The organism is Pseudomonas sp. PMCC200344 (assembly GCF_030053095.1).
Lineage (GTDB): Bacteria > Pseudomonadota > Gammaproteobacteria > Pseudomonadales > Pseudomonadaceae > Aquipseudomonas > Aquipseudomonas svalbardensis.
Window position 1 is genome coordinate 2,243,372 of record NZ_CP125618.1, and the last position, 25,687, is coordinate 2,269,058.

Annotated in this window: 25 protein-coding genes and 2 pseudogenes; 14 read left to right on the forward strand and 13 right to left on the reverse strand. The window is 54.6% G+C overall.

The features are described 5' to 3' along the window. The first annotated feature begins 4 nt into the window (after positions 1-4). Complete coding sequence (locus tag QFW87_RS10010; RefSeq protein WP_283190397.1) at positions 5-502, forward strand: methyl-accepting chemotaxis protein; 498 nt, start codon at positions 5-7, stop codon at positions 500-502. Positions 503-632: 130 nt separating this feature from the next. On the opposite strand, the gene QFW87_RS10015 is transcribed toward QFW87_RS10010, so the two are convergent. The 3 genes from QFW87_RS10015 to glaH form a co-directional block, all read right to left on the reverse strand. Beyond that, complete coding sequence (locus tag QFW87_RS10015) at positions 633-2,000, reverse strand: aspartate aminotransferase family protein (protein ID WP_283190398.1); 1,368 nt, start codon at positions 1,998-2,000, stop codon at positions 633-635. A 149-nt stretch (positions 2,001-2,149) separates the two neighbouring features. Then, entirely contained in the window at positions 2,150-3,379 is a 1,230-nt protein-coding gene (lhgO, locus tag QFW87_RS10020) for an L-2-hydroxyglutarate oxidase (protein WP_283190399.1), read from the reverse strand. Between the two features lie 97 nt (positions 3,380-3,476). Beyond that, on the reverse strand, positions 3,477-4,454 hold the full coding sequence (glaH, locus tag QFW87_RS10025; protein ID WP_283190400.1) for a glutarate dioxygenase GlaH: 978 nt from the start codon (positions 4,452-4,454) through the stop codon (positions 3,477-3,479). A gap of 188 nt (positions 4,455-4,642) precedes the next feature. Between glaH and csiR the strand changes: the two genes are divergently transcribed. The 5 genes from csiR (at position 4,643) to QFW87_RS10050 (ending at position 10,338) form a co-directional block, all read left to right on the forward strand. Continuing rightward, positions 4,643-5,335: a DNA-binding transcriptional regulator CsiR gene (gene csiR / locus QFW87_RS10030; protein WP_283190401.1), complete on the forward strand. Its 693-nt coding sequence runs from the start codon at positions 4,643-4,645 to the stop codon at positions 5,333-5,335. A 299-nt stretch (positions 5,336-5,634) separates the two neighbouring features. Then, the gene (locus QFW87_RS10035; protein WP_283190402.1) at positions 5,635-6,924 is read left to right on the forward strand and encodes an FAD-binding oxidoreductase; all 1,290 of its coding nucleotides are present in this window, start codon (positions 5,635-5,637) and stop codon (positions 6,922-6,924) included. A 25-nt stretch (positions 6,925-6,949) separates the two neighbouring features. After that, on the forward strand, positions 6,950-7,504 hold the full coding sequence (locus QFW87_RS10040; RefSeq protein WP_283190403.1) for an XRE family transcriptional regulator: 555 nt from the start codon (positions 6,950-6,952) through the stop codon (positions 7,502-7,504). A gap of 32 nt (positions 7,505-7,536) precedes the next feature. After that, positions 7,537-8,883, forward strand: a complete 1,347-nt coding sequence (locus QFW87_RS10045; RefSeq protein ID WP_283190404.1) for a glutamine synthetase family protein — start codon at positions 7,537-7,539, stop codon at positions 8,881-8,883. A gap of 87 nt (positions 8,884-8,970) precedes the next feature. Then, positions 8,971-10,338, forward strand: coding sequence for an aspartate aminotransferase family protein (locus tag QFW87_RS10050; RefSeq protein ID WP_283190405.1), 1,368 nt, complete (start codon positions 8,971-8,973; stop codon positions 10,336-10,338). 123 nt (positions 10,339-10,461) lie between these two features. On the opposite strand, the pseudogene QFW87_RS10055 reads toward QFW87_RS10050, so the two are convergent. Next, a pseudogene (locus QFW87_RS10055) lies at positions 10,462-10,622 on the reverse strand (LysR family transcriptional regulator); the annotation flags it as partial. Positions 10,623-10,626: 4 nt separating this feature from the next. Between QFW87_RS10055 and QFW87_RS10060 the strand changes: the two are divergent. After that, positions 10,627-10,833, forward strand: a pseudogene (locus QFW87_RS10060) (hypothetical protein); the annotation flags it as partial. 194 nt (positions 10,834-11,027) lie between these two features. Here QFW87_RS10060 and QFW87_RS10065 read toward each other — a convergent pair. Then, entirely contained in the window at positions 11,028-11,468 is a 441-nt protein-coding gene (locus QFW87_RS10065; protein ID WP_283190406.1) for a helix-turn-helix domain-containing protein, read from the reverse strand. A gap of 79 nt (positions 11,469-11,547) precedes the next feature. Here QFW87_RS10065 and QFW87_RS10070 point away from each other — a divergent pair, with 79 nt between their 5' ends. Further along, entirely contained in the window at positions 11,548-12,063 is a 516-nt protein-coding gene (locus QFW87_RS10070) for a DUF2938 domain-containing protein (protein ID WP_283190407.1), read from the forward strand. Between the two features lie 263 nt (positions 12,064-12,326). Here the strand turns inward: QFW87_RS10070 and QFW87_RS10075 are convergent, their stop codons facing one another. Both QFW87_RS10075 and QFW87_RS10080 read right to left on the reverse strand, forming a co-directional pair. Next, on the reverse strand, positions 12,327-12,809 hold the full coding sequence (locus QFW87_RS10075; RefSeq protein WP_283190408.1) for a GNAT family N-acetyltransferase: 483 nt from the start codon (positions 12,807-12,809) through the stop codon (positions 12,327-12,329). Positions 12,810-12,973: 164 nt separating this feature from the next. Next, a complete protein-coding gene (locus QFW87_RS10080) occupies positions 12,974-13,189 on the reverse strand; it encodes a hypothetical protein (protein WP_283190409.1) in 216 nt (71 codons plus the stop codon). Positions 13,190-13,568: 379 nt separating this feature from the next. Between QFW87_RS10080 and QFW87_RS10085 the strand changes: the two genes are divergently transcribed. The 5 genes from QFW87_RS10085 to QFW87_RS10105 all read left to right on the forward strand — a co-directional run bounded on the left by QFW87_RS10085 (position 13,569) and on the right by QFW87_RS10105 (position 17,207). Beyond that, positions 13,569-13,718 (forward strand): hypothetical protein, encoded by a 150-nt coding sequence (locus QFW87_RS10085; protein WP_283190410.1) that lies wholly within the window; start codon positions 13,569-13,571, stop codon positions 13,716-13,718. A gap of 205 nt (positions 13,719-13,923) precedes the next feature. After that, entirely contained in the window at positions 13,924-14,382 is a 459-nt protein-coding gene (locus QFW87_RS10090) for a hypothetical protein (protein ID WP_283190411.1), read from the forward strand. 586 nt (positions 14,383-14,968) lie between these two features. Beyond that, positions 14,969-15,286: a transposase gene (locus tag QFW87_RS10095; protein ID WP_010465922.1), complete on the forward strand. Its 318-nt coding sequence runs from the start codon at positions 14,969-14,971 to the stop codon at positions 15,284-15,286. Further along, positions 15,283-15,618, forward strand: coding sequence for an IS66 family insertion sequence element accessory protein TnpB (gene tnpB / locus QFW87_RS10100; RefSeq protein ID WP_010465920.1), 336 nt, complete (start codon positions 15,283-15,285; stop codon positions 15,616-15,618). Before QFW87_RS10095 ends, tnpB begins: the two co-directional genes overlap by 4 nt. 62 nt (positions 15,619-15,680) lie before the next feature. Further along, positions 15,681-17,207: an IS66 family transposase gene (locus QFW87_RS10105; protein ID WP_010465918.1), complete on the forward strand. Its 1,527-nt coding sequence runs from the start codon at positions 15,681-15,683 to the stop codon at positions 17,205-17,207. A gap of 115 nt (positions 17,208-17,322) precedes the next feature. Here QFW87_RS10105 and QFW87_RS10110 read toward each other — a convergent pair whose 3' ends face one another. Together QFW87_RS10110 and QFW87_RS10115 are read right to left on the reverse strand one after the other, a co-directional pair. After that, entirely contained in the window at positions 17,323-17,640 is a 318-nt protein-coding gene (locus tag QFW87_RS10110) for a hypothetical protein (protein WP_283190412.1), read from the reverse strand. 92 nt (positions 17,641-17,732) lie between these two features. Continuing rightward, entirely contained in the window at positions 17,733-18,224 is a 492-nt protein-coding gene (locus QFW87_RS10115; protein WP_283190413.1) for a hypothetical protein, read from the reverse strand. Positions 18,225-18,600: 376 nt separating this feature from the next. Here QFW87_RS10115 and QFW87_RS10120 point away from each other — a divergent pair, with 376 nt between their 5' ends. After that, positions 18,601-19,221, forward strand: a complete 621-nt coding sequence (locus QFW87_RS10120; protein WP_283190414.1) for a tyrosine-type recombinase/integrase — start codon at positions 18,601-18,603, stop codon at positions 19,219-19,221. A gap of 172 nt (positions 19,222-19,393) precedes the next feature. Here the strand turns inward: QFW87_RS10120 and QFW87_RS10125 are convergent, their stop codons facing one another. The 4 genes from QFW87_RS10125 to QFW87_RS10140 form a co-directional block, all read right to left on the reverse strand. Then, positions 19,394-19,774 carry a hypothetical protein gene (locus QFW87_RS10125; protein WP_009043509.1) on the reverse strand — a complete coding sequence of 127 codons (381 nt, stop codon included), beginning with the start codon at positions 19,772-19,774 and terminating at the stop codon, positions 19,394-19,396. Between the two features lie 196 nt (positions 19,775-19,970). Then, positions 19,971-20,186 (reverse strand): hypothetical protein, encoded by a 216-nt coding sequence (locus QFW87_RS10130; protein ID WP_053184852.1) that lies wholly within the window; start codon positions 20,184-20,186, stop codon positions 19,971-19,973. Positions 20,187-20,848: 662 nt separating this feature from the next. Beyond that, positions 20,849-24,862: a hypothetical protein gene (locus QFW87_RS10135; RefSeq protein WP_283190415.1), complete on the reverse strand. Its 4,014-nt coding sequence runs from the start codon at positions 24,860-24,862 to the stop codon at positions 20,849-20,851. A gap of 388 nt (positions 24,863-25,250) precedes the next feature. After that, complete coding sequence (locus QFW87_RS10140) at positions 25,251-25,655, reverse strand: hypothetical protein (protein ID WP_283190416.1); 405 nt, start codon at positions 25,653-25,655, stop codon at positions 25,251-25,253. Between the last annotated feature and the right edge of the window lie 32 nt (positions 25,656-25,687).

Consider the following 25,687-nt stretch of genomic DNA (forward strand, 5'->3'; position numbering starts at 1 on the left):
TGCGGTGATCCGCGGCATTGCCGAGCAAACCAATCTGCTGGCACTCAACGCCGCTATAGAAGCCGCGCGCGCCGGTGAACAAGGCCGTGGCTTTGCTGTGGTCGCTGACGAGGTGCGTAACCTTGCCCGACGCACCGGCAGTGCCACCGAAGAAATCGTCGCCATTACCCTCACCTTACAAGGCTCTTCCACCGAAGCCCAGCAGGCGATGCAGGCCTCGGCCGAACAAGCCCATACGCTGGAGCGTGAAACCCAGGTCGTGCTGACCTCGCTCAGCCAGTTGGACAACTCCCTGCAAGGCGTGCACGCCCTCGCTGTGCAGATCGCCGTCGCTGCGGACGAACAGGCCGGAACCACGCAGGAAGTGAATCAGCACATGCACCGCCTGCACGACATGACCCGCGACAACCGGCAGAATGCGGCACATACCCGCAGCAGCGGCGAGCACCTGCAGCAAGTGGCCGACAACCAACAAGCCCTGGTGCTGCGCTTCCGCCTATAGCCGCCGCCAGCTCGCAGCCGGGTGATTGCCTGGAGGCATCAGGGGAGACAGAGAGCCTTGAGATTCCGCCTCTGGCGGAATGTTTTGCCGGCAGATGGGGCTGGTTGTGATCCTCGCCCCCCGGACTGATTCAGCCAACCCACTGGGTGGTGTCGTCGAGTGCCTTGCCGAAGCGCTCCAGGATCAGGCCGACTTCCTGTTCAGTGACAATCAGCGGCGGGCAGAGGGCGACGGCATCGCCCATGGCGCGGGTGATCATGCCGTGCTCCTGAGCCCTGCCGGCCATGTAGCGGCCAAGGGTGCCGAGTGCCTGGTGGGGTGCCTTGCTCGCGCGATCGCCAACCAGCTCGACCGCTGCGATCAGGCCGCAACCGCGAATCTCACCAACCAAAGGATGATCGGCGAAATCCTGCAGGCCCGCATGAAGCTGCTTGCCCATTTGTGCTGCGTGTTCGACCAGATTTTCCTCCTCGATAATCTTCAGGTTTTCCAGGGCCACAGCGCTAGCCACCGGATGGCCGCTGCCGGTGAAACCATGGCCGAGGGTGCCGAGGGCATGGCTCTGATCGGCGATGCCTTGGAAGACTTTGTCGTTGATCAGAATCGCCGCGATCGGCTGGTAGGAGGAGGACAGTTGCTTGGACACAACCAAAATGTCCGGTTGAATGTTGAAGGTCTGGCTACCGAACATCTGCCCGGTTCTGCCGAAACCACAAATGACTTCATCGGCGATCACCAGGATGTCGTGCTTGCGGCAGACCCTCTGTATTTTTTCCCAGTAGGTGCGTGGCGGCACGATGACGCCCCCGGCGCCCATCAACGGTTCGCCAATAAAGGCGGCGATGGTTTCCGGGCCTTCGGCGAGAATCTTCTGCTCCAGTTCTACTGCCAGGCGGTCGGCAAACTGCTCTTCGCTTTCACCGGGCTGGGCGAAGCGGTAGTGGTGCGGGCAACCGACATGCAGGAAGCCTGGCAGCGGCAGGTCGAAACCACGCTGGTTACCCGGCAGACCGGTCAGGCTGGCGCTGGCAATCGTGATGCCGTGGTAACCGTTGACCCTGCTGATGAATTTTTTCTTGGTCGGTCGACCAAGTGCGTTGTTCAGGTACCAGACCATCTTGACTACGGTGTCGTTTGCCTCGGAGCCTGAGTTGGTGAAGAACACCTTGCTCATCGGGACTGGCGCCATCTCGATCAGCTTTTCGGCCAGTTCGATGCTAGGGCGGTGCGATTTGTGGCTGAACAGGTGGTAGAACGGCAGGGTATGCAGCTGCTTTTCGGCGGCCTTGATCAGGCGTTGATTGCTGAAGCCCAGCGCAGCGCTCCACAAACCAGACATCGCTTCGATGTAGGCTTTGCCTTGATCGTCATACACATAGATGCCTTCGCCACGCTCAATGATCAGCGGGCCGACTTCCTGGTGCAGGCGAGCATTGGTGTAAGGGTGTAGTTGATACTGGATGTCTTTTTCTTGCAGCGAGGAAACTGGCTGGTTCATGGCACGCTCTCAAGGTGAGTGACAAGGCATAGGGCTAGCTTTACTGGGCGAGTCGCGACGCCAATCGGGCGTACCCGCCTCAGGCCAAGTGCCTGGGACGGTTGCTGGATTATCGTCAGGTGCGCCGTTTTTTCTCCAAAACGCTCTGTTCAGGCGGGCTGCTTGGCTTTGCTGAAACCCGGCAGGGCCAGCAGCTGAGCGTCGATTTGCTTGATGATGTAAGCGCCGATAGGGAGTGCAGACGTTGCCGCGGGTGATGGCGCGTTACAGACGTTGACGCTGCGCCGGGTATTGCGAAACAGGAAGTCCTCAATCAGCTTGCCTTCCTTGGAGATCGCCTGGGCGCGGACCCCGGCCGGATACGGTTTGAGATCCTGCACCCTGAGGCTGGGGCAATATTTACGCACTTGCTGCAGATAGCCACGCTTGAACAGCGAGTTCTTCATCTCGATCAGGCCGGGGCGAAGGTTGTCTTTGAGCACCTTGAGGATGCCCGGGTTGGTCAGCATGTCGAAGATGTCAGCCAGCGAAATATCGCGTTTGCGATAGCCCTCGCGCTTGAGCGCCAATACCGCATTCGGCCCGACCGTCACACTGCCATCAATCATGCGAGTCAGGTGCACGCCGAGGAACGGCATCGACGGGTCCGGGATCGGGTAAATCAGGTGGTTGACGATACGGTTGTGCTGCTCGGGCAGCAAATAGTATTCGCCGCGGAACGGGCAAATGCTGAAGCCCGGATCCAGGCCGAGCATGCGCACTATGCGGTCGGCCATCAACCCTGAGCAGGTGACCATGAAGCGGCCGCGGAATTCGCCGGTCTTGGTTTTCACCAGCATTTCCGTGGGGTGTTCTTCCAGCCCGCTGACCTCGGTGTCGTAGCGAATCTCGCCGCCGCGCTTCTGGAACTCACGGGCCATGGCGGCGGTGACCGCGGCATAATTCACGATGCCGCTGGAGGGCACGAAGATACCGCCGATGCCACTGATGTTTGGCTCACGCTCACGCAACTGTCCGGCAGACAACCAACTCCGCTCCAGTCCATTAGCTGCAGTGCGTTCCCAAAGCGCTTTCATTCGTTGCATTTCCAGCTCGTTGGTCGCCACCAGCAGCTTGCCGCACTCGTCGTAAGGGATGCCTTGCTGGTCACAGAAGGCCTTGGTTGCCCGATTGCCCTCCAGGCAGAACTTGGCCTTCAGGCTGCCGGGCGTGTAATAGACGCCCGCGTGAATGACGCCGCTGTTATGACCAGTTTGATGGTGGGCTGGCCCCGACTCTTTTTCCAGCAGCAGCATCTTGCTGTCGGGATAGGTCTTGATCAACTGCATGGCCGTGGACATGCCAATGATGCCGCCGCCGATGATGATGAAGTCGTACATGTCGTTGCCTACGCTGCTGTAACGGTGGGTGCCGCAAGAGGGCAGGTGCAGCAGCCTGGCTGCCCTCGACATGGCGTTAAGTGGGGCCGCCCGCGGTTCACTGGCGGGGGTTGCGCAGCACCTTGGCGTGGGTGAAGTAACCACGCTGGCGCATCAGTTCACGGCGCAGCCCCGGGTGTGCGGTGAAGCGGTCGCGCCCGTGCAGCCAGAAATGGTTGTTGATCAAGACGAAACTACCCACCGGCACCGGCACCGAGAGTTTCTGTTGGCTGGTTTCGAGCGCTTCACAGAGGTCGGTCAGCCAGTTGCCTTCCTCGAAGTTCTTCGGCTGCACGAACTGGTCGATGTAGCTGATGATCGGCAAGCCCTGGTTGTCGTTATCGAAAACAGCGTGAAAAATGTCCTTGTCGACCTTCTTGCTCGGCGGTGCAGTCCAGCGCATTTCACGCCGAGCCAGTGGATGGCTGCTGAATGTCTGCAGGTGTTCCCAATCATCCAGGTGCAAGAGCAGGGAATTGCCGCCTTCCATGTTCTTTTCGTCGATCTTCATCATCAGCACATAGTCGGTGTCCTGTTCGACGAAAGTCCCATCGGTGTGCAGCTCCAGCACTCGATGGGGTTGACGCAGGTAGCTATCAGAGCGGTCGACGTTCTCCACGACGAAGCGCGCGTAGTACTGCCCGCTCATCGCATCGTAGTTGGAGCGGCCAAACAGATGGGCCACGGCCGTCGCCAGTTTCACCATGTCGTCAGCCTGCTCGACAGTGTCCAAACCTTGCGCCGTTACCAGCATGCCCCCGGTATCGCGATCAACCAGCGTGTTGATCAGGACCGGCTGCAAGCTGCCTTCGCACAACTCATCCAGCAACCTGGCGGCGCGAAAACGCAGGAAGGATTTGTATTCCAGCGCCTGTATTGGCCATTGGGCCGTCGCCGCGAGAAACGCCTCTACCGTGCTTTTGGCGAAGGTCAGTTGTAGCAGGCGCGGCGAGTACTCGCTTGGGGCGAGGGTGAAGCCCTTGAGCTCCTTGGGCAGTGGCACAACAAGATTTTTGAGGGGGGTGAAAATTGTCATGGCGTTTCTCTTGGGCAGTGAGATGGGCGAATCCAAGGGATGAGACGCAGCGATGATTTAATGTCGCCGAAATTGAAAAATATCTACATTTTAAAGATATGTCAACAAACCGATGAGTATCTAGATACTAGCGGTTCTTGTACCTCGATCCGGTACAATGGGCGGGTTATGTGAAAGGACTTGCTCAAATGGAAGCACTGATTTCCCGGGAAAACTCTGGTGTTCGCGGCTACGACGTATTGAAGCGGGACATCATTTGCGGCGTATTCAAACCGGGTGAAAAGCTCTTGATGAGTGGCCTGAAAGAGCGCTATGGGTTGGGCGTAGGACCGCTGCGCGAAGCGCTGTCACAGCTGGTGGCGGAGCGTTTGGTGGTTGCTATCAGCCAGCGCGGTTATCGGGTCGCACCGATGTCGCTGAGCGAGTTGGCGGACATCTACGATGCCCGGGCCAACCTTGAAGCCATGCTGCTGACGCTGGCGATCGAGCGCGGTGATGACGCCTGGGAGGCAGAAATTCTGGCGGGGGCGCATACCTTGACCAAGGTTGTGGAAGTCAGAAATGCCGAGGAGATGCTCAGCCTTTGGGATGCCCGGCACAAGGCCTTCCACGGGGCGATTGTCGCCGGTTGTGGCTCCGCCCATTTGCTCAAGGTCCGCGCGTCCCTATTCGATCAGGCTGAGCGCTATCGCCATCTCTGGCTGCAGCAAACGGTGTTTTCCGAAGCAGCGCTGCAGGCCAAGCGGCACGAGCATGCGGTGCTGGTGGAGGCGATTCTGGCACGGGATGCCGAGCGTGCCAGCCGCATCATGCGTGAACATTTGCTCGGCCCGGTGCCGATCATCACTGAGCTGATGAAAGCCCAGGGGCTTGCCGGCTAACGAGCCGGCAGGGCCGATTGCCAGGCAAGCCTTACTGACCTGCAACCGCAGTTCCTGCTAGCCCGCCGTGCGGCTGGCAGGTTTGCATCTCTTGCGTGCCATCTTCAGCCACTCGGCTTACACACCACACACACACACCGCTGGCGTTCGCTCTAGCCTTTTCTGGGGGGGCTTGGCCGTCACTTCATTGCGTGAGTTGCGCTTGTTCGGGTAAGTAAATTCTCCCGGAATGTTGCGGTTGTGAAATTTAAATGATAATTTTTCATGAAATTATATAAGCATAATTTCATGAGGTGTTCATGTTTCAGCAGTCCACGCAACACGTCTCCAGCTATTACGCCCACAGTTGCGCTGATCGCCTGTTGGATCGTGCCGCGCTGGAAGGTGAACACGACACTGAGGTGCTGATCATCGGTGCCGGGTTCAGTGGCCTGCATACGGCCTTGCGCCTGGCCTTGGCTGGCAAGCGTGTGACATTGCTGGAAGCCAGCCGGGTTGCCTGGGCAGCTTCAGGGCGCAATGGTGGTCAGGCGACTCTAGGGTGGTCCTCTGATATGCCGCCGCTGGAGGTAGCACAGGGCTATGAACGAGCACGGCGGCTGTGGGACAGCATGCGCTGGGCTGCGCAGGAGTTGCGTGAGTTACCCGCGCGCCATGACTTCGATTGCGATTACCGCGCCGGCCACCTGTGGACTTCGGCGATGGCGTGTCGGGTAAGTATCCTGACCGAATGGCAGCGCGAGGCCAGCCACAAGTGGGGGCACGACGGCTTGCGTTTTATCCCGCGCGCAGAGTTGCCGCAATGGGTCGCCAGCGAGCGTTATCAGGCGGGCCTGTTCGACCCCGAAGGCGGGCATCTGAATCCGCTGAAACTGGCGCTCGGCCTGGCTGCCGCCATCGAACGCGCGGGTGGTCGCATCTATGAGCAGAGCAAGGCGCTGAGCTATCGCGAAGCAGGTGATCAGTACGTGGTCACTACCGAACACGGCAGCATTCGGGCGGATGTGCTGGTGCTGGCGTGCAACGCCTACCTCGATCAGCTCGATCCTGAACTGGCCAGCTGTGTATTGCCGGTCGGCACCTATCAGGTCGCCACCGCGCCGCTGACAGCAGAGCAAGCCACTGCATTGCTGCCGAGCAATGTCTGCGTCACCGATAACCAGTTCGTCCTCGATTATTTCCGCCGCACACCGGATAACCGCCTGCTGTTCGGTGGTGGTTGCACCTATCTGGGCGGGATGCCCAAGGACATCGCCGCAGCGACCCGGCCTTATCTGCAACGGGTCTTCCCACAGCTTAAGGACGTCGAGCTGGAGTTTGCCTGGGGAGGGCATATCGACCTCACTCTCAAGCGCACCCCCGATATCGGCCGGCGTGGTGACCTCTACTGGCTACAGGGCTACTCCGGACACGGTGTACTTCCGACGTTGGCCGGAGCCCGCGCGGTGTCCGATGCGATTCTCGGCCAGCCGGATGAGCTGGCCTTGTACCAAGGTTTGAGCAACAGCAGGTTCCCCGGCGGCAAACACCTGGCAGCCCCGGTGGAAGCCATCGGCAAGGCCTGGTATGGACTGCGCGATAGTATTTGATGAGCAATCTTTTGGAGCTCCTGGCATGAACAAGCAAGAAGAAATCGCTGCCTTGGCGATCCTCATTCAGGACCTACGCAAGCACAAGAAATACACCCTGACGGAGCTGGCGGACAAAATCGGCCGCTCGGTAGGTTTTCTCTCGCAAGTCGAACGCGGTATATCGCGCCCCACCGTGGCGGACTTGACGGCGATCAGCGAAACCCTCGAGGTGCCGACCACCTATTTCTATAGCTTGCCCAAGCCCAAGGAATTGCCTTGGGTTACCCGGCCGGATGAGCGGCGCACGCTGTATTTCGCCAACGGGATTACTGACATTTTGGTTTCGCCGAGTATGTCGGCCACCTTCTCCATGCTTGAAAGCCAGCTGGAGGCGGGTGCCCACAGTGGCGAGCGGCACTTGAGCGACAGCTCAGAGCAGGGCGGCTATGTCTTGGAGGGGGAGTTGACGCTGTGGCTCGATGACGATGAGCCCGTCACCTTGTATCCCGGCGACAGCTTCCAGTTGGCCAGCCGTGCCCGTTGTCGCTACGGCAACCTCACTGAAGATCCTGCCCGAGTCCTCTGGGTTTACACCTGATTGCCTAATAAGAGATCAAAGGAAGAACAACAATGGATACTCGCTGCTTTGACCTGCTGGCCGAGGTTCGTGCTTTTCGCCAGAGCTACCCTCAGGTGCGTTACGTCGACCTGATTTCCCTGGATATTCCCGGGCACTTTTATGGCAAGCGCTACCCAGTAGAAATGCTCGAGAAGGTGGCCGCCGGTAGCGCCCTCAAGCTGCCGCAGAACTGCGTGCTACTAGGTGTCCAGGGTGGGCTGTTCAAGATTGGCGACTACTGCTTCAACGACGGCGACCCGGATGCCGGTCGTCGTCTGGTGCCCGGCACACTCAAGCCGGTGAGCTGGGAAGCACAACCGCTGGGGCAGATGTTGATTACCTCGGATGGCACTGAGGCGCCTATCGTTTTCGAACCGCGCGAAGTCTTGGCGCAGGTCCTGGATCGCCTGCGCAGCAAAGACATTCACCCGGTGGTGGCCTTCGAGCTGGAGTTCTATCTGTTCGATAAGCAGCTTTGCGATGGACAACCACAGTTCCCCCGCGATCTGCTGACGGACGATGCGGATGATCAGCCGAATATGCACATCGAACGGCTGTCGCGCTTTTCTCCGGTGCTCGATGAAATGGTCGAGGCGGCGCGGACCCAAGGCATCGATACCACGGTGATCACTGCCGAACTTGGTCCGGGTCAATTCGAGATTAATTTTGGTCACCTCGATGACGGTCTGCGTGCCGCCGACTGGGCCGCTCTGTTTTGCCGCAGCACTCGCGGTGTCGCCCTCAAGCATGGTTACCGCGCCAGCTTCATGGCCAAGCCTTATTTGCAGCACCCGGGCAGCGGCATGCACGTACATGTCAGCCTCTACGACGCGGCGGGGAATAACCTGCTGGCAGCAAACCAGCAGCAGGCGCTGCGTCATGCAGTGGCCGGTTGCCTGGAGCTGCTACCGCATTGCATGCCGATTTTCGCACCGAACCAGAATGCCTTTCGCCGTTTGGGCGGCACAGTGAACGCCGCGACGCGGGCCAGCTGGGGTTTTGAGGATCGCGATGCCTGTGTACGGATTCCCGAGTCGGACCCGCAGAACCTGCGAATTGAATATCGTCTGGCCAGCGCCGATGCCAATCCTTATTTAGTCCTGGCTGCGATCCTGGTCGGTCTGGAGAGCGGCCTGGTCACCGGCCATGAACCGATCGCGTCGCTCAACGAAGACCGCCGCAGCGGCATCGACTTCCCGCTGGAAATACTGGAAGCGGTGCGTGCAATGCAGCACGAGCCACGGATACGCGAGGGGCTGGGCGCGGAGTTCGTCGATGTCTACTGCGAAAACAAACGCCAGGACCATCTGGCCTTTATGCAAGAGATCGATGCGCGCGAATACCGCTGGTATCTGTAAGTGGCCGTTCGCTGTTCCCGCGTGTTGACGTGGTTGGGGGCAGCAAACTCTCTCCGGATTTGTTAGGTACGACTGTAGGAATCAACTATGAGCAAGCAAGTCAGCAACCCGCAGACACTCGAGTGGCAAGCACTGAGCAATGATCACCACTTGGCGCCCTTCAGCGATCACAAACAGCTGAAGGAGAAGGGACCACGGATTATTACCAAGGCCGACGGGGTCTATATCTGGGACAGCGAGGGCAATAAGATCCTCGACGGTATGGCCGGGCTCTGGTGCGTGGCGGTGGGGTATGGTCGTGACGAGTTGGTGCAGGCCGCCAGCAAGCAGATGAAACAGCTGCCTTTCTACAACACCTTCTTCATGACCGCGCACCCACCGGTGCTGGAACTGGCCAAGGCGATTGCTGATATCGCACCAGCCGGCATGAACCATGTGTTCTTCACCGGCTCCGGTTCGGAAGGCAACGACACCATGCTGCGCATGGTTCGTCACTACTGGGCGATCAAAGGCCAGCCACAGAAAAAAGTTATCATCGGCCGCATCAACGGCTATCACGGTTCGACCGTGGCCGGCGCCAGCCTAGGCGGGATGCAAGGCATGCACAACCAAGGAGGCCTGATACCCGATATCGTGCACATCCCGCAGCCGTACTGGTTCGGCGAAGGCGGGGATATGACGCCGGACGAGTTCGGTATTTGGGCCGCCGAGCAGTTGGAGACTAAAATCCTTGAAGTCGGTGTGGAAAAGGTCGCGGCTTTCATTGCCGAGCCGATTCAGGGTGCCGGCGGCGTGATCATTCCACCCGACACCTACTGGCCCAAGATCCGCGAGATCCTTGGCAGGTACGACATCCTGTTCGTTGCCGACGAAGTGATCTGTGGCTTCGGTCGCACCGGCGAATGGTTCGGCAGCGACTACTTCGCTAACAAGCCAGACATGATGACCATCGCCAAGGGTCTGACCTCCGGCTACATTCCCATGGGCGGGCTGATCGTCAGCGACAAGATCGTCGAGGTGCTCAACGAGGGTGGCGATTTCAACCACGGTTTCACCTACTCCGGGCACCCCGTGGCGGCGGCGGTGGCGCTGGAAAACATCCGCATCCTGCGCGAAGAAAAGATTCTCGAGCGCGTGCGTGAAGAAATAGCACCTTATTTGCAGCAACGTTTGCGCGAGCTGGCGGATCATCCGCTGGTGGGCGAGGTCCGTGGCGTCGGCATGCTCGGTGCGATCGAACTGGTGAAGAACAAGCAGACTCGCGAGCGTTTCGAGGGTAGGGGCCTCGGCATGATCTGCCGCGGTCACTGTTTCGACAACGGCCTGATCATGCGCGCCGTCGGCGACACCATGATCATTTCGCCGCCGCTTGTAATCAGCAAGGCCGAAATTGACGAACTTGTGACCAAGGCGCGTCAGTGCCTGGATCTCACTGCCACTGAGATCCTCGGTTGAGCTAAGCGTTAGACATTAGCTCCGGTTACCCGCAACAGATACCTGTCTCTCTGACGTACGCCTGACCTGTGCCCTTTTGGGCATGGGAAGGGCGAAGCCTTGTCTTTGTCTAGTCCGGAACCGTTACGTAGCCTGGCTTCCTGCTACCAGGTGGTTAAGTAACCACTCACTGAAGCTCCGCGCCACCGGGTCGTTCTCGCTGTCGCGATGAGTCAGCAAAGCCCAGTTGGGGCCATGGTTTGTTCGGTCAAGGGTCGTAACAACCCGTTGACGCGTGCCTGTCGACCTCAGGATGACGTGTTCGTCTCAACCAGTGGCAGGGTTCGCAGTAACTATGACGAATGGGAAGCCAAGCTGACCCGTAGCGCTTTTGGCGTTGACTGGGGGCTGAGTTACGTTGCCACGGATCTTTCCAAGAGCGAGTGCGCGAGCTATTACGGTTATACCGATGTGTGCTCGGCGACCGTGGTGGTCAGCGCCAGCAAGACGTTCTGATTGGCCTTGGCGGTCATAAAACTTGCACGCTTTAGTGTTTGCAGGTTTTACGGCCACACTCTACCTGGCACGCTGGAAAAGGCGGCATGGAAAAAGAGAGAGATTTACTGCCCGCATTTTGACCGTCTGCTTTTGGCCGATAACTGCCTGTCACGACTGACGTCCTCAGGGCGTGAAGTGGGCACGCGACCGTTTCACGATCCATGTCTGCGTAGGTTGCCCTTGCCGGTTTCTCTCTTGAGATCCCCCGTCCCAATAGCGTTCAGCATTTTCTGAAACGTCGAGCATTCGATATGACGGGGAGCAGGGCACGACGCAGCACGACGAAGCTCGTCGCGTATAGTACTGAGGCGCTTGATGGTGCGGTCCAGTTCGTCAGCCTTTTCTTCAAGCCGCTTGTGATCAATGGCAGGCTGACCGTCCGCGTCCAGCATGGCGGCGATATCGTCCAATGAAAACGCCGCAGATTGCCCGAGCGCGATCAATGACAGCCGCTGGAGTACATCCGCACGAAATACGCGGCTCAGACCACGACGACCTATCGAGCTGATAAGACCTTTTTCTTCGTAGTAGCGCAGGGTTGAAGACGGCAGACCGGAACGTCGTGCCACTTCACCGATATCCATCTCTTTCATGCTTGACCTCAAGTCGACTTGAACTTGCAGACTGCCGGGATCAAACCGCCAAAACAGGCTGAAGGCAAGGGGAAATACCGTGGGAGTAGGTGAGACAGTACTGCGCATTCTGTTTGTTGGAATGGGGGCCACGCTGATCATGGACGTATCGGCTTTTATTCAAACGCGGGTATTTGGCTTGGCGTCGCTTGACTATGGGCTCGTCGGTCGTTGGTTGGGCCACATGTTACAAGGGCGGTTTCGTCACGCCTCGATTGTGACTGCGCCCCCTGTCGGGAATGAACGCCTGGTTGGCTGGGTGTTCCATTACATCACTGGCGGTGTCTTCGCGATGGTGCTCTTCGGTGCCCAAGGGCTTGCCTGGATGTGCAACCCCTCTCTGATGCCCGCGCTGGTGACTGGTTTGATCAGTGTGATTGCACCTCTCTTCATTATGCTGCCCGCGTTCGGTTTCGGCATCGCCGCTTCGAGGACAGCGGCACCGAACGTGGTAAGACGCAGAAGCGTCATTGCGCATTTGACGTTCGGAATTGGGCTCTTTGGGGCTGGGTGGCTATTGATGCTGCTCTTTCCTACGCCGCTGTGCCTAGGGTGAGCGCCTGTGGGATTGAGGTGGCGCTCAGGGGCCGGTCGTAAGCACTGAGTGTCTGCTCCTGACCCAGGCTGTGTGAAAACGCATGCGCCGTTTTGAAGTCTGCGTTGCTACGTAAAATCTGCCAGCGTTTGGTTAATCAATAGACCGAAAATTTGCGTAGGAACGCGATTTTCGGCCCCGTCCTGACTGTCAAACTTGCTCTAAAACGTTTTCACACAGCCTCGACCCATTGCGGACATCCACCGAGCAGGGAGGCTTGTGAATCAGTTTCCGATAGTCCAGAGCATTGTCTGAACCGTGATATGCGGATGACTTTCTAACGGTTCCCATTCATCTATGAAAGAAAAACCCTGCTTCAGATAGAAGTTCGAGGCTCTCGCATTGTCGGGAGAGACGTCCAGAAAAACGCGGTCGTGCCCTTTCCCCATCGCGCGAGATTTCACTGCCTCAATCAGCTTAGCTGCCATGCCAGAGCCACGTGCAGCGGGTTCAACCCACATTCCGATCAAGTTATAGCGATTCGCGCTACTGACCCCGGCCCCTATCATTCCCACGGGGTTGTCTCCCTCGAAGGCCAGCCAGAATTCCGTTCCTGCTGACGAGGCTCGTTCTTTCCACTGTTCGTCACTGTAATTGGCGGCAGTTTGGTAACTCACACCAAACGCTGTCGGTGTGTCCAAAAGCGCGGCGAGACGGACTTGCTTCAAAAGCATCCAGTCTTTTGCTTCCGTCGATCGAATGTCCATGATCTTCCTGAAAAATTAGCGACACCTCAACGTCTCACAAGAGTGTTGAGGGAGCAACCAGGCCGTTGTTGCGCAATGGCCGCTCTTGGCCGATAGCTGCCTGTGAGGTGAACCGGGCTGGTTCTCCGAATTCAACTGTCGACTGGCCTTTTGTGTGCAATCGGTTAACCGATATCCAACTTCTTCAATCGAGCCAGGCCTTGTTTGATATGGCCGGCGTTTTCACCCATGGTCCATAGTGCTCCACGGATATTTCCGCCCACTTCCTGCGCCCCTTGCTCCTCAATTAGGAGGGTCAGCTCCATAATGGCCGCCTGCAGAGCCTGCTGGTTTTCGTACAGCCTTTCCAGTACATCCGACAATGAATAGTCACCAGGCATGGTGTCGACTCCTTTCAAGAAAAACACAAGCATACTACCGGCAGTGCCAATGTCAGGCGGTTATTACAGCTTGCTTAGAAATTGCTACAAAGCGAAGAAGTCGCAGCAGATTAGCCAGTCAGGCTGGGGCGTTGGAGGACTGCTAGACCCAATCCATCACGGTAGATCACCTGAATTATGATGTGCAAAACATGAAAGAGCTCAAATACTAATAGTGTTAATCGCGAATTAATATAATGTATAAGGCTTTTAACAGTAGAAGCCTGTCGTGTTTTGAATGACTATGGTGTACACGGTCAATTGACTGTGTCACTCCCGCAGCTACGCGGATTGGACGAGCAGGTCGGTGGCCCCGGCCTATTGAAATGGAGATGGCAACATGTGCTCTTTCTATGGCGGCATGTTTCTTTTAAATGGTAAAAAGTCAAAAAATTATAAATTAGCAACAGGCGGTCAACAGGCCGCTGACCCTGACGTTTCAGCACTAGATATTCAAAGAGCATCTGAGCCTATATTTGATTGCGATTGAGAAAAATCCCCCCGATGGGCTGTTCTACGGCTACGACTGACACAGTCAAGTACCAAAAATCCCTACTTGCCGAGAATGGACTAGTTGACGGTTCCGTACTAAAAAGCGGCACAGACAATCGCGAGATTGTCCTGCTACATCCTATATTCTCATCAATAATTTGCTCTAACAAACTCAATGCCACATAAACTAGCGAGGAATGACTATGCAACTCAACGGCAACCATATTCCGACCCCAGGCATATCCTATGCTATTCATGAATATCCAGTACCTACGAATCATTTTCACGCAAGTGCTGTAACGGTGGATACGGGTCCTAACCTTGCAGGGGCCGTGAAAATGGCGGTATGGGCGGGCCTTCCAAACCAAAAATTTGAGTGTGTCGAGTATGGGGGCTACCTTGGTTTTATTTGCCGTGTAGCCCCTGAAAGTTCTAACGGGGCTTACCTTGGCTACAACACTAAAGAGAGGCTTATCTGTGAAGCTCAGTACCAGCGAGCATGGGAGCAGATGGTTGTGAATAAGATTCAGTCTGGAGGATTCGAGTGGTGTATGAGAAAGGATGACCATCTTGCATTCGTTTGGCGTGGCAATGACAACGCAAATCTAATGATATTAAGGGACTTTACCGACACATGGGGCTTCACCGAGTGGAGCCGCTAGCCTTCACAACAATTCAAGTACTTACGTACTTGAGTTACCACCCGTAACATACTCGTTCGGGTTAGCAGGCTGCTGAAAAATACTGTTTTCAGTAGCCTGCTAGATCGAGAGATATGCCAAGCAGAGTTGACGCAAGACCTGACCCCTTGACTTGCAAAGCCTCAAAGCCTGACCCCAAAATCCAATCCCAAAAAGACGCTTGTTGAAACCTCTAATAAGGGCCTATTCCTGAATCCAGGGAGACCGTTAGCTGCTCTCCACTCCTTAATTGCCCTAGTGATTTTGTCGGCTGAAATAGTCAACGGCATCGACGGGACGGCTCGGTCATACGGGCCACCTAAAAGTGGGTTGCTTAGTACCTGCTACATCATATGTATTAAAAGCAATGAAAGCCTTATTTTATGGGGCCTGCAGCAACCTATCTACCCAATCCATCATGGGGCTGCTTTCGACCCAAAACTGACGGTGGCGACAGGCAGAAATCGGTAAGCGTCCGGCCATGTCACCTTCAAAACTCCAGCATTAAGGGCGATGGTGTCCGCGTATTTTTAAGCGGACGCGATCACCCTTAATCGCCAGGATTTCCATGCGCCAACGAAGCTCTTATCCCAAACCGTTCAAAGCCCAGGTCGTTCAGGAATGCCTTCAGCCCGGGGCCACCGTTTCAAGCGTTGCCATCGCTCACGGCATCAACGCCAACGTCATTCGTAAATGGCTGCCGCTTTACCGGCATACCTCAGTTGCCGCGTTGCCTGCGTTTGTCCCGTTGAAGGCTCCGCCTAAGCGGCCGTCGGAGGCATCGGCGATCATCGAGATACCCGTTGGCGAACAAGCCATCGCAGTGAAGTGGCCAGTTTCCGATCCTGATGGGTGCGCTCGATTTATTCGAGAGCTTGCCAAGTGATCCGCATAGACGCCATCTGGCTCGCCACCGAGCCCATGGATATGCGCGCGGGTACCGAGACTGCGCTGGCCAGAGTGATCGCAGTATTCGGTGCGGCGAAGCCGCACTGTGCTTATCTGTTTGCCAATCGCAGGGCTAACCGAATGAAAGTCCTGGTTCATGACGGAATTGGTGTTTGGCTGGCGGCACGGCGGTTGAACCAAGGCAAATTCCACTGGCCAGGCATTCGCCAAGGTTGCGAGATGGAGCTGGATGCCGAGCAACTTCGGGCGTTGGTGCTCGGTCTACCTTGGCAACGTGTTGGCGTTGGCGGCGTAATTACACTGCTTTAAAAGTTTTAATTTTGCTTCTTGGCCTACTGCCGTAGGCGGTCTGCTTTGGTAAAATCCACGGCATGACTTCCTTGCCCAACCTCGACCAAATGACCCCCGACCAACTGCGCGCCCTCGCTGCGCAGTTGATGTCGAAGGTCGACACCATGGGCAGAAAGATCCACCGCGATCAAACCATCATCGAACAGCTGACCCACGAGATCGCGATCCTCAAGCGGCACCGGTTTGCCAAACGCAGCGAGCAGATCAGTCCTGAACAAGGCAGCTTGCTCGACGATCTGCTCAACACCGACCTTGAGGCTATCGACGCCGAGCTGACGGCACTGCTTCCGGCTCCTGCTCCAGAAGAGGCGCGCCAAAAACCAAAGCGCGCGCCACTGCCGCCGCAGTTTCCACGCACCGTCATTCATCACGAACCAGAAAGCACTCAGTGCACTTGCGGCTGCCAACTCCAGCGCATCGGCGAGGACATCAGCGAGAAGCTCGATTACACGCCGGGCGTGTTCACTGTTGAACAGCATGTGCGTGGGAAGTGGGCCTGCCGTCAGTGCGAAACACTGATCCAGGCACCGGTACCGGCCCAAGTGATCGACAAGGGCATCCCAACTGCGGGCCTGATCGCGCATGTGTTGGTGGCGAAGTTCGCTGACCACTTGCCGCTGTATCGGCAGGAGAAAATCTTCGGACGCGCTGGTTTAGCGATCCCGCGCTCCACACTAGCTCAATGGGTTGGACAAACAGGTGTACAGCTTCAGCCATTAGTTGATGCCTTGCGAGAAGCCGTCCTGGCGCAGCAAGTTGTCCACGCCGATGAGACGCCGGTGCAGATGCTTGCGCCCGGAGAGAAGAAAACTCACCGCGCTTATGTCTGGGCTTACTGCACCACGCCGTTTTCGGCGCTTAAGGCAGTGGTTTATGACTTCAGCCCGAGCCGCGCCGGTGAGCATGCGCGTAACTTCCTCGGCGCGTGGAATGGCAAGCTGGTGTGCGACGACTTTGCTGGTTACAAAGCTGGGTTTGAGAAAGGCATGATCGAAATCGGCTGCATGGCTCACGCCCGCCGCAAGTTTTTCGATCTGCATGTCGCGAATAAAAGTCAGTTGGCAGAACAGGCGCTGCACTCGATTGGCGGTTTGTACGAAGTTGAGCGGCAAGTGCGAGACATGAGTGATGGAGATCGCTGTCGAATACGGCAAGAAAAAGCGGCGCCGCTGGCCAAAGCACTGCACGACTGGATGTTGGCCCAGCGCGATCTTGTGCCCAATGGATCAGCAACGGCCAAAGCCTTGGATTACAGCCTTAAACGCTGGGTAGCGCTGACGCGCTACCTGGTCGATGGGGCGGTGCCCATAGACAACAATCCAGTCGAAAACCAGATCAGGCCGTGGGCACTTGGACGCTCGAACTGGTTGTTTGCTGGATCGCTTCGCAGCGGCAAACGGGCAGCGGCGATTATGAGTTTGATCCAGTCGGCACGTATGAATGGGCACGATCCGTATGCCTATCTCAAAGATGTGCTGACGCGGCTGCCGACGCAGCGGGCGAGTGAGATCGACCAACTGCTGCCGCATCAGTGGGTATCTGCCTGAGTCATGCAAGGTGACTTCGGCGGACGCTTACAGAAATCGGGCCAAAAGCGGTCGTTCAGTAAAGAGGGAGAAATTTCCAATATGTGTTTTTATCGCAACAGATTAAAGCCCGCTCTTAGCGTCCGAGTGGGGGCGGCCCATAAAGTTCGGTTTCCCAGTCTTCAAGAGGTGGCGTCACTTTGAAAGATGGGTCGCAGTAGGACCTTAGGTAGTCAGTCGCTCTCTTTTGGGCGTGGGTGAAATTGAGCACATTCCCTTCACTGTCCATCTCTATCACGTTCGCAAATATTGCGAACACCATCTCGATTGCACTTGGTTCTGAGCCATAAACGTCCAGGTACTCCACGTTTTTTAGCATGTAGTGGGTTCCACTTGCCATGAAGTATGCAAATGTTCGGAGTGCCCCACTGAAATCGTTACTTAGCTTTTTCATATAATTTTTCGTAGTAAATATACTGGTTTGATTGAGGGGCGAGCTCTAACACGTCCCGAGCAAAAAGAAAGGCTTGTACCGTTAACCAGGATCTAAGAATACACAACAGTACCGGGCGGCAATTTTATACCGCGCAGAGAGCGGTAACAGACCCCATTCCCATACACAAGGCCCGCATCCAGGGCTTGAGCTTTAAGCACTAACGCTCGCAGCTTGTGGACGAGTCGAGCTAGTCGCTCCCTGAATAACAGCGGTTGAATTGGCCGCCGTGGTTGCCTGGGGTACTGAATTTCACCTAGATATTCCCGCCAGCTTGTGGGTCGCTGATATAGCGCCATTTCGAAATTATTCAAAATTTCCACCGCGTTATTTAGATCGTCACTTCTGAGGCAAAATTTTACGTTCATTGACGTAATGCTTATCCCTGCATCTCTTTGAGCATATTGTTCAAAAGCAGGAGCTATCAGGTAAAAATAACCAAGCGAATGAAAGCAATCAGATCTGAAAACAATTTGGTCTTGAGACTCTAGCCGCCACAATTGCTCTGTTTTTTTCGAGGTGTATAAACCGATGATGTGATGCATGTGACTATCCTGATTACTGACACTCTTATTGGTGACGGCAAGCTCAATACTTTGCGAGGACTCAGCATAGCGGCCCATGCCATCCATTTGCCACGGTTTTGTCTGCTTCTGGCCCAGAGTGTGTAAAAACGCTTCGCCAAAATTGAAGTGTGCGCGTCTACGTTAAATCTGAAATTTATTGGCCCGTCAGCAGATGTGGATTTCGCGTAGAAGCGCGATTTCCAGTCCGGCTTTGAGTACCTGTCGCGCTCAAAAACGTTTTTACACAGCCTCGGCCGGTTGCTGCCTTTTGCGAACGACTGCATAGGGTCGGTTAGCGACCACCACGCACCGTGACTGATCCACCCTTGTCCTCCCTCAACGTGGAGGACAAACCATGAAGATCATTGCTACATATAGTCGTCAGCCATGGAACAAGGGAAAGCTAGTCGGACAGAAAGCCCCGCTCCGAGTCAGAGATATCTGGGCCATTCGGGTAAGACTCCAGCTCGCGGAGAAAACACGGGATCTGGCTCTCTTCAACTTGGCCATCGACAGCAAGCTGCGTGCCTGTGATTTAACCAAGCTGCGAGTCCGAGACATAGCCCATGGGGAATATGTGTCGTCACGGGCCATCGTGATGCAGCAGAAAACCCAGCACCCAGTGCAATTTGAAATCACAGAGCAAACCCGAACAGTTCTGGAGGCTTGGATGCATCAGGCCCGCCTCCGCAGCGAGGACTTCTTGTTTCCGACCCGGTTGCACGGCTCAGACCATCTATCCACCAGGCAATACGCTCGAATAGTCAAAGCGTGGGTGACAACCATTGGCCTTGACCCAACCATGTACGGTACTCACACGCTCCGGCGAACCAAGGCATCGCTGATCTATCGCAGGACGAAGAACCTGAGAGCTGTGCAACTCCTGCTTGGTCATACGAAGCTTGAAAGCACTGACAGATACCTGGGTATCGAGGTCGATGATGCCCTAGAAATGGCTGAACAGACGGAGGTGTAATTCCTCTGCGATGGTCGCAACTAAACTGTCGCCAATAGCTGCCAGTGAGGTGAACCGGACTGACTAACCGAATTGTAAGCGCTCCATAAACCCCACCTGCACATGAAGCGCCGATTCAAGGATGCTGAGTTCCCATTTCTCGCTCGGATCGACCGATCCGCCGGACGGTCTGTTAGTCGTTACGTGTCTGTTCAAGCCGCTTATCAAGCTCGCTTGGCGGCAAGTTCGGCGTCGAGTGAAGCGTCAGCCAGACGGCCCGCAGAATGTTGATCGCGGCCATGTTCAGGTGTTGTTCGGCGGCGTGCAGGGCCAGTTCGGCTGCCAGGCGCTTGTCGGCAGCACTGAGGTGCGCCGTTTTGTGGGTCATGTCCGCATCGACGTTGGCCAACAGCCCCTGGAGTTCCTGCACCGCCTGATCCGATGCCTGACGCATGTCCGCCAGCAGGCGGCTGGCTTCGGCAGGCGTCATGGCCAAGGCGCGGACGCTGCGAAAAGTCAGGCGGGCGGGCAAGGTGGCCAAACTGAACCCCGTCGAAATTAACTTGCCAATCATGCGAACAACTCCTGTAAACGAGTGCTTCAGCAGCGTATCAGAGTAAATCGCAAAAAAATGTCTGCTCATCGCTTGCCAGAATCAACTCTCCGCCTCTTTTTGGCATCAAGCGTCTGATCGTCGTCAGAACCCTCGAGCGATGCGCCCATAGGCACTTTGGAGTCGGATTCAGGCAGCCTTGGCAAAGGTGTTGCACCTAGCCGATGTCCAATTTCTTCAATCGAGCCAGGCCTTGTTTGATATGACCGGCGTTTTCACCCATGGTCCACAGTGCACCACGGACATTTCCGCCCACTTCCTGTGCCCCTTGCTCCTCAATCAGCAGGGTCAACTCCATAATGGCCGCCTCTAAGGCCTGCTGATTTTCGAACAGCCTTTCCAGTACATCCGACAGTGAATAATCGCTTGGCATGGTGTCGATTCCTTTCGAGAAAGCTCAAGCATAGCAGCGACAGTGCCCCCAATTGGAACCTGCAATAGGTTGATTGGAGTATGGTCAATTGATGAAGCTGTCACCGGCTACTTTCGACCCAAAGCGGACAGTGTCAGAAAGCACAATTAGCCAAGGGTGGTTGGGAACACTGACAAATTGTGAGGCGCAGGCGTATAAATGTGGAGTAACGACAGCTCTGGGTTCGTTTGGGATTTGAATGGACGATCTTTCCGATATTGAATGTGTAAACCTCACGGTGACCAAGCGAGAGCTTAGGTATCTCATTGCATGTGGGCCAGCTCTCGCGCAGCACATTCCGTCCGAATCACTCCCTACATATTGTGGAATGACGAAAGACGAGATCATCGCCGTAACACTGAGGCTAAGGGCGTTAGCGGATAGCCTGGGCATAGACATGTGATCAGCATCGTTAATGACGTTGGATTGCGATCTCAGAGACATGCTGCCGTGCGCTGTCCAGCGTCCGCTTCTGGCCGTTTTCAGCCCTTAGCGACAGACAGAAATCGGCCAGAAGCGGTCATTCCTCCTGCCTACAAAACTAGGGCTGATTCGGAGTCCGGTATTTGGATTCTTCTAAGCCTGCTACGTCCAGCCGAGGCTCGGTCTTTCATTGCTGCATCTTAGGGTTTAGAAACGTCCAAAACAAACACATCAATTAGTCCTGCTAACTCTGGCGGCATCGTTTTCTCGATGCTGTTTTTCAGCTCCTGAGCGGTGTTGATAGTTCTGTTTTTAATTCCTGCGACGTTCACATTTCGGCCAAACCAGATCACAAGATAAATGCCTTGGTGTTCAGCGTCGGGGTGGATGGAGTAGCGCGCATATAATTGCGCCGCCGCGGCAGTGTATAACTCTCTATGCCACTGACCTTTTACCTCAATCACAAGCAGCCGTCTTGTACCGCCAATCAACTTTGTCGCCGTAAAATCGCTGCGGTTAGCACTCTTCAGCTGGTGCTCCGGCGTAATTGCGATGCCTTGCGGTTTGAGTATTAGGCTGAGACGTTCAGCAATGATCTCGGTAGCTCGTACTTCATTCAAGTGCTTACCATCGTCGTAAAAGCGATCCGCGGAGTTAAATTCACCACCATTTATTGCTTTCTGAAAATCTTGAAGTTCTTGGAGGACAAGTTGGCGCAAGCCCTCAACATTCACCACCATGTCGCGATCCAGGCGATCGACGATTTCCTGTGGCGTCGGCGGTTCAAAATCCCTCCGTGCTTTCTGACTGATTTTACCAGCACGTATGCTCTTAAGATCGTTGTACATGTCTATGAACTTCGGATCGGCAAGAAGGCGATCAATGACACGGACGGCGTCATCGGAGACATCTAAATCGATTAACCAAACGATTTCTGTCAAAAAGCGGTATGCATTTTCTTCGCTGGGGCTTCCCGTACCCCAATGGCTCGGTAGGTCCACCTTCGGCCACTTGTCAATAAAGGCCTCTAGAACAGCCACTACTTTGCTTAATGTGAGCTTGGGCCAATGGGAGTGTTCGCCATAGTTAAATCGCCCAGAGCGATCATTAAGCGAAAATATGGTGTCCTTGTCGGTTTTGAGCCAATTCCAGTATGTTTTAGGAGTTTCCTCTAAAAAATAAAAAGCGCGCACGAACCAAAACACGCGCCTTTTTTCGAGGTCTTCATCACCAGTCGGGCTGGGCCACGCGGACATGAAAGTTGAGCAACGCTCTGCAATGATTTTTTGAAGGGCATCGCGATCACCGAACTCGGCCGCAATTTCAAAGAGCGTATCAAGCGATCCGAGCGCCAAATCAGGAAATCGGTTAAGCCATTCTATTGAGATTGCCGCTCGTAGATGGCTGAAAACCTCATCACCGCGTAACAACCAAATATCGGGATGTTGACAGCCCTTTTGTGCGAGTTGGGGCTCGACGTACTGCCGGAGAAAGGTTTCGGCACTTCCCGCGGAGGCGAAAATCAATCGGTTGACTTCATCTTTCAGCGCTTGGCGTTCTTCGTCGGGCACGGCACTGTAACCCATGTCAAGATTAGTACGCAGTGCGTTCAGTAACGACAGATCGACATTTTCCAGGTTCCCGTCGCTGCGCATGATTTCCAAGCAAGCTGCAAAAAGAACAGGTTCAGTATGTGCGCCCTGCGATGCACACTGTAATTCCGCAAGCCTGAGCAGATTAGGGACATCGGGAGCAATGAAATCTAGGCAGTTTCTGAGAGCTTTACGAACGAGCGCTTCATCACCGAACTCATGCTCAATTTTATCGGGGTCGTTAAGAGCCAAATGAGCAAAGCGCGCAAGACAAAGCCAATGCCGACCACTTTCAACAAGCTCACGGTTGTCTCGCAAATACTGGATGTTTAACTTATTGATGTCGTTTTGTTCTCGGTGGCGGCGTTTCATCCTCCGCCTATGAGCAAACATACTTTTTTGTTGGGATTGTGCAGATTGCGCGGCAGCTCTGTTGAACTTTGCCCACTCACGCATCAAAGAGGATTTCTCCAATGCCTGTTCACGCATGTGCCGTCGCAATTTATTTGGGCCTCGCAGTGTTTCACTTTGATGAAAGTTATGCATTGCGATATAGCTCGCCCACAAGGCTGGGTTATCAATTTCAAATGCCAGATCGACTATAAAATTGTAATCATTGGATTGAAAACGAAGGCCCGAGTGAGAGTGAAAATCAAATTTCTGTATTTTAGTCTCGAAAATATCGTCGCTGTTGGTAAGGTTTCCAAGTGCTTGTGCCATGATCCCTTGACGCAAACCATCGTCATCTTGAAGCACTTGAACTGCCTTGCTCTGACCTGCTGATTTCTGCTCATGAAAAATCAGATTTTCGATCCAATGCCAAACTCTTTTCGGGGCAAAATGAGGCATTGCCAGGTCAAAGTATCGATCCAGCATTAGGCCTATAACCTTGCTGATCCCAATTCGACAATCACATTCATAATGTTTTTTTTTGCATGTGCAAACAAGGTCTTTGGTTAAGTCATCAAGTAGCCACTCGATTGATATCAAACCAAGCTCGCCAACTAAGCGCTTTATGAAATAACGCGTACCGATTGTGGATTTGTAAGGGTCTTGATGACTAGGGTAAAGGTTTGAGCAGACTCGAAAGAAGCTGGCGAGGTAAGCTAAACCTAATACTTCTGCGCCGATAGCCGTAAGGATGGTTACCGCAATTTTCAGAGAGGTATGACTGGATTCAGAGACTAGGACTGCTAAATCGGCGCGATGGTCATGGCCCGACAGATCGAGCAGACATCTGCTAGCCAACAAGCGAGTGTGTTCGCTTTCGCTTGAGTTCAACAAGAGTTGACGCAGTTCTTGTGTCAGTTGCGCAATCGCTGGTGACCCCGTCAGAAGCTCAAGAATTAGATCACGCCAATGCCCATCACTGCCGCTCGCTAGCAGGGGTTTAATCTCTGTCATAACCTCTTGGGTGAAGAAACCTGAAGCACTGAACCGGCGCCAAGCATCGCCTCGGCGGAAATAGGGATCCTTCGTTTCGACGTCTTTCAGACCCTGTATAAGTAGACGTTTTGAGGAGTGTTCAAGTTGAGAGGGATCACCGTTCGCAAGCACCGCGTAGGGGTCAAGCTCAATAGCAATCTCTTGAATGGATCTGTTGCCTAGCGCCGCGAGCCAACCCAGTAATCCCCGGAGCTCATCTCGAACTAAGTTGTTCGGAGCGATGATAGGTAGGCATTTATGTAATGTCAGAGGATCAACCGGATCAGAAATCCGCTTTGCAAGGTAGTCTGCCGCACAGTATTCAGCAACGATCTTGTGAACAGGCCGATGCTGATCCGCACTGTCTCCAGGTTTGAAAAGTCGAGTTGCCAAGATGCCTTCAGCTACTGTGTGTTTGTCAAAGAGTGATGCCAGTAGTGGATAGATCCGATCTGCGGTTAACTCGCTCGTCCCTATGCCTTCTGCTCCGGACAGCAAAAGCTTGGCGAACACTTCGGAGGACAGAGCAACCCTTTGTGTGCTGGATAGCGTCTGCGCTACATTGACGTTAGCTTCCTTCGCCAGCCGCTCGACAGCTTGTGAAAATATATTTCGTTTATCTGTGAAGTGTCTGCCGCTTTCCATATAAGCATCTGCAAACATCTTGAGAAATTGGGGATTAGGGAGTAACGCTCCTAAGTCGAATCGAGACACTTCCGCTTGGAACTTTGAAAATTCCTCACCCCGAACATGATGATGAAAAATTTCCCGCTGTTCTCCCTCTTCAAACTCGCAAAGCCTAACCACCAGCGGTGAGCATCCTAGATAGTCTTCGAATGCGTTTGTGGCAGCTGTGCCCCACTCGCTGGATCGGCTAGAAATGATGACGCGTGTTGGCTTTGCTTTTCTGGCGTTAGCAAGAAGGCTGTGAATACCCGTTTGATCGAGTTTGGCCAACTCATCAAACGCATCGATCACGAGTGGGTTATTCTCGGCATCGGCCCCCAAGTGTTTGAACTTGTTTGCGGTAACGGTGGAAGTTCCCAGCTGTCGGGCTAAGCTTCCCATAAGTTCAGTTTTTCCGCCTCCGGGCTCTGCTAAGACAACAACGTAATTTGAAGCCGCCAGCAACGCTTCTTCAGTGTAAATGCTGTCTTTATTGGAGAGGCTGCGCGGAAGGTAGAAAGTTGAATTCATAGGATAAATTCTGCGTTTTGTATTGCACCTTGTTTTCGGTGCTATGTCATTTCAGCCAGGTCAGTTTCACTGACTGTTCCTGCTGATGATAGTACGCCATTTCAATCTAAAATTGGGCTTTGCAAAAGTTCTGGCGATCGGGTTTTTCGGTACGGTGCCAATCTCAACAAAAGCAATGCCTGATCATAGGTTCGTGGTGCGATTTGCGTTTGCACTCTAAATTGCCTCCAATTTAGTAGACAAGTCTCAATGACCGCTTTTGGCCGTTTTCTGCCCATCCCAAGAGGCACAAAGTGACCCAGAGCGGGCACTAACGATCAGGTAAACGGCAGGCAAAAGCGTACCGTTTGACTGTCTGGCAAGCCAAGTGAGCGACGTTTGCGTATTGTTAAAAACCATATACACAATTGCCTAGTAAGTCGCCAAAGGCGTTAGTTAGCGTGCCTATGGCAGTAATAACGATGCCTAGTGCAACATTATTACCAATCCTCCGTTCTTCTGCTGTCGTGATTATCGGCGTGCCGTCGGTGTGGAGGTCAGCGAAGCGCCCAGCGCCGGATTGTGACTTATAAACTCCGCTTGAAAACAGAGGTGACATAGTAAAAAGCAGGCCGACCACTATAACCACCGCGCCAAATCGATTCATCCACGACCAGTTTTCATTAATTAATGAAAAAGTAATTCCTGCGCCAAAGGCTGCTAAAGAAATAAAAATTAAGAAACCCTTAGAGGCGAGGGGTTTTACTATTGAATCGAGTATATGCCTGTCTGGATGTCGGTTTTGGGTGAACACGGAGCATTCCTTTGGCTACTAACGTTTGGTTA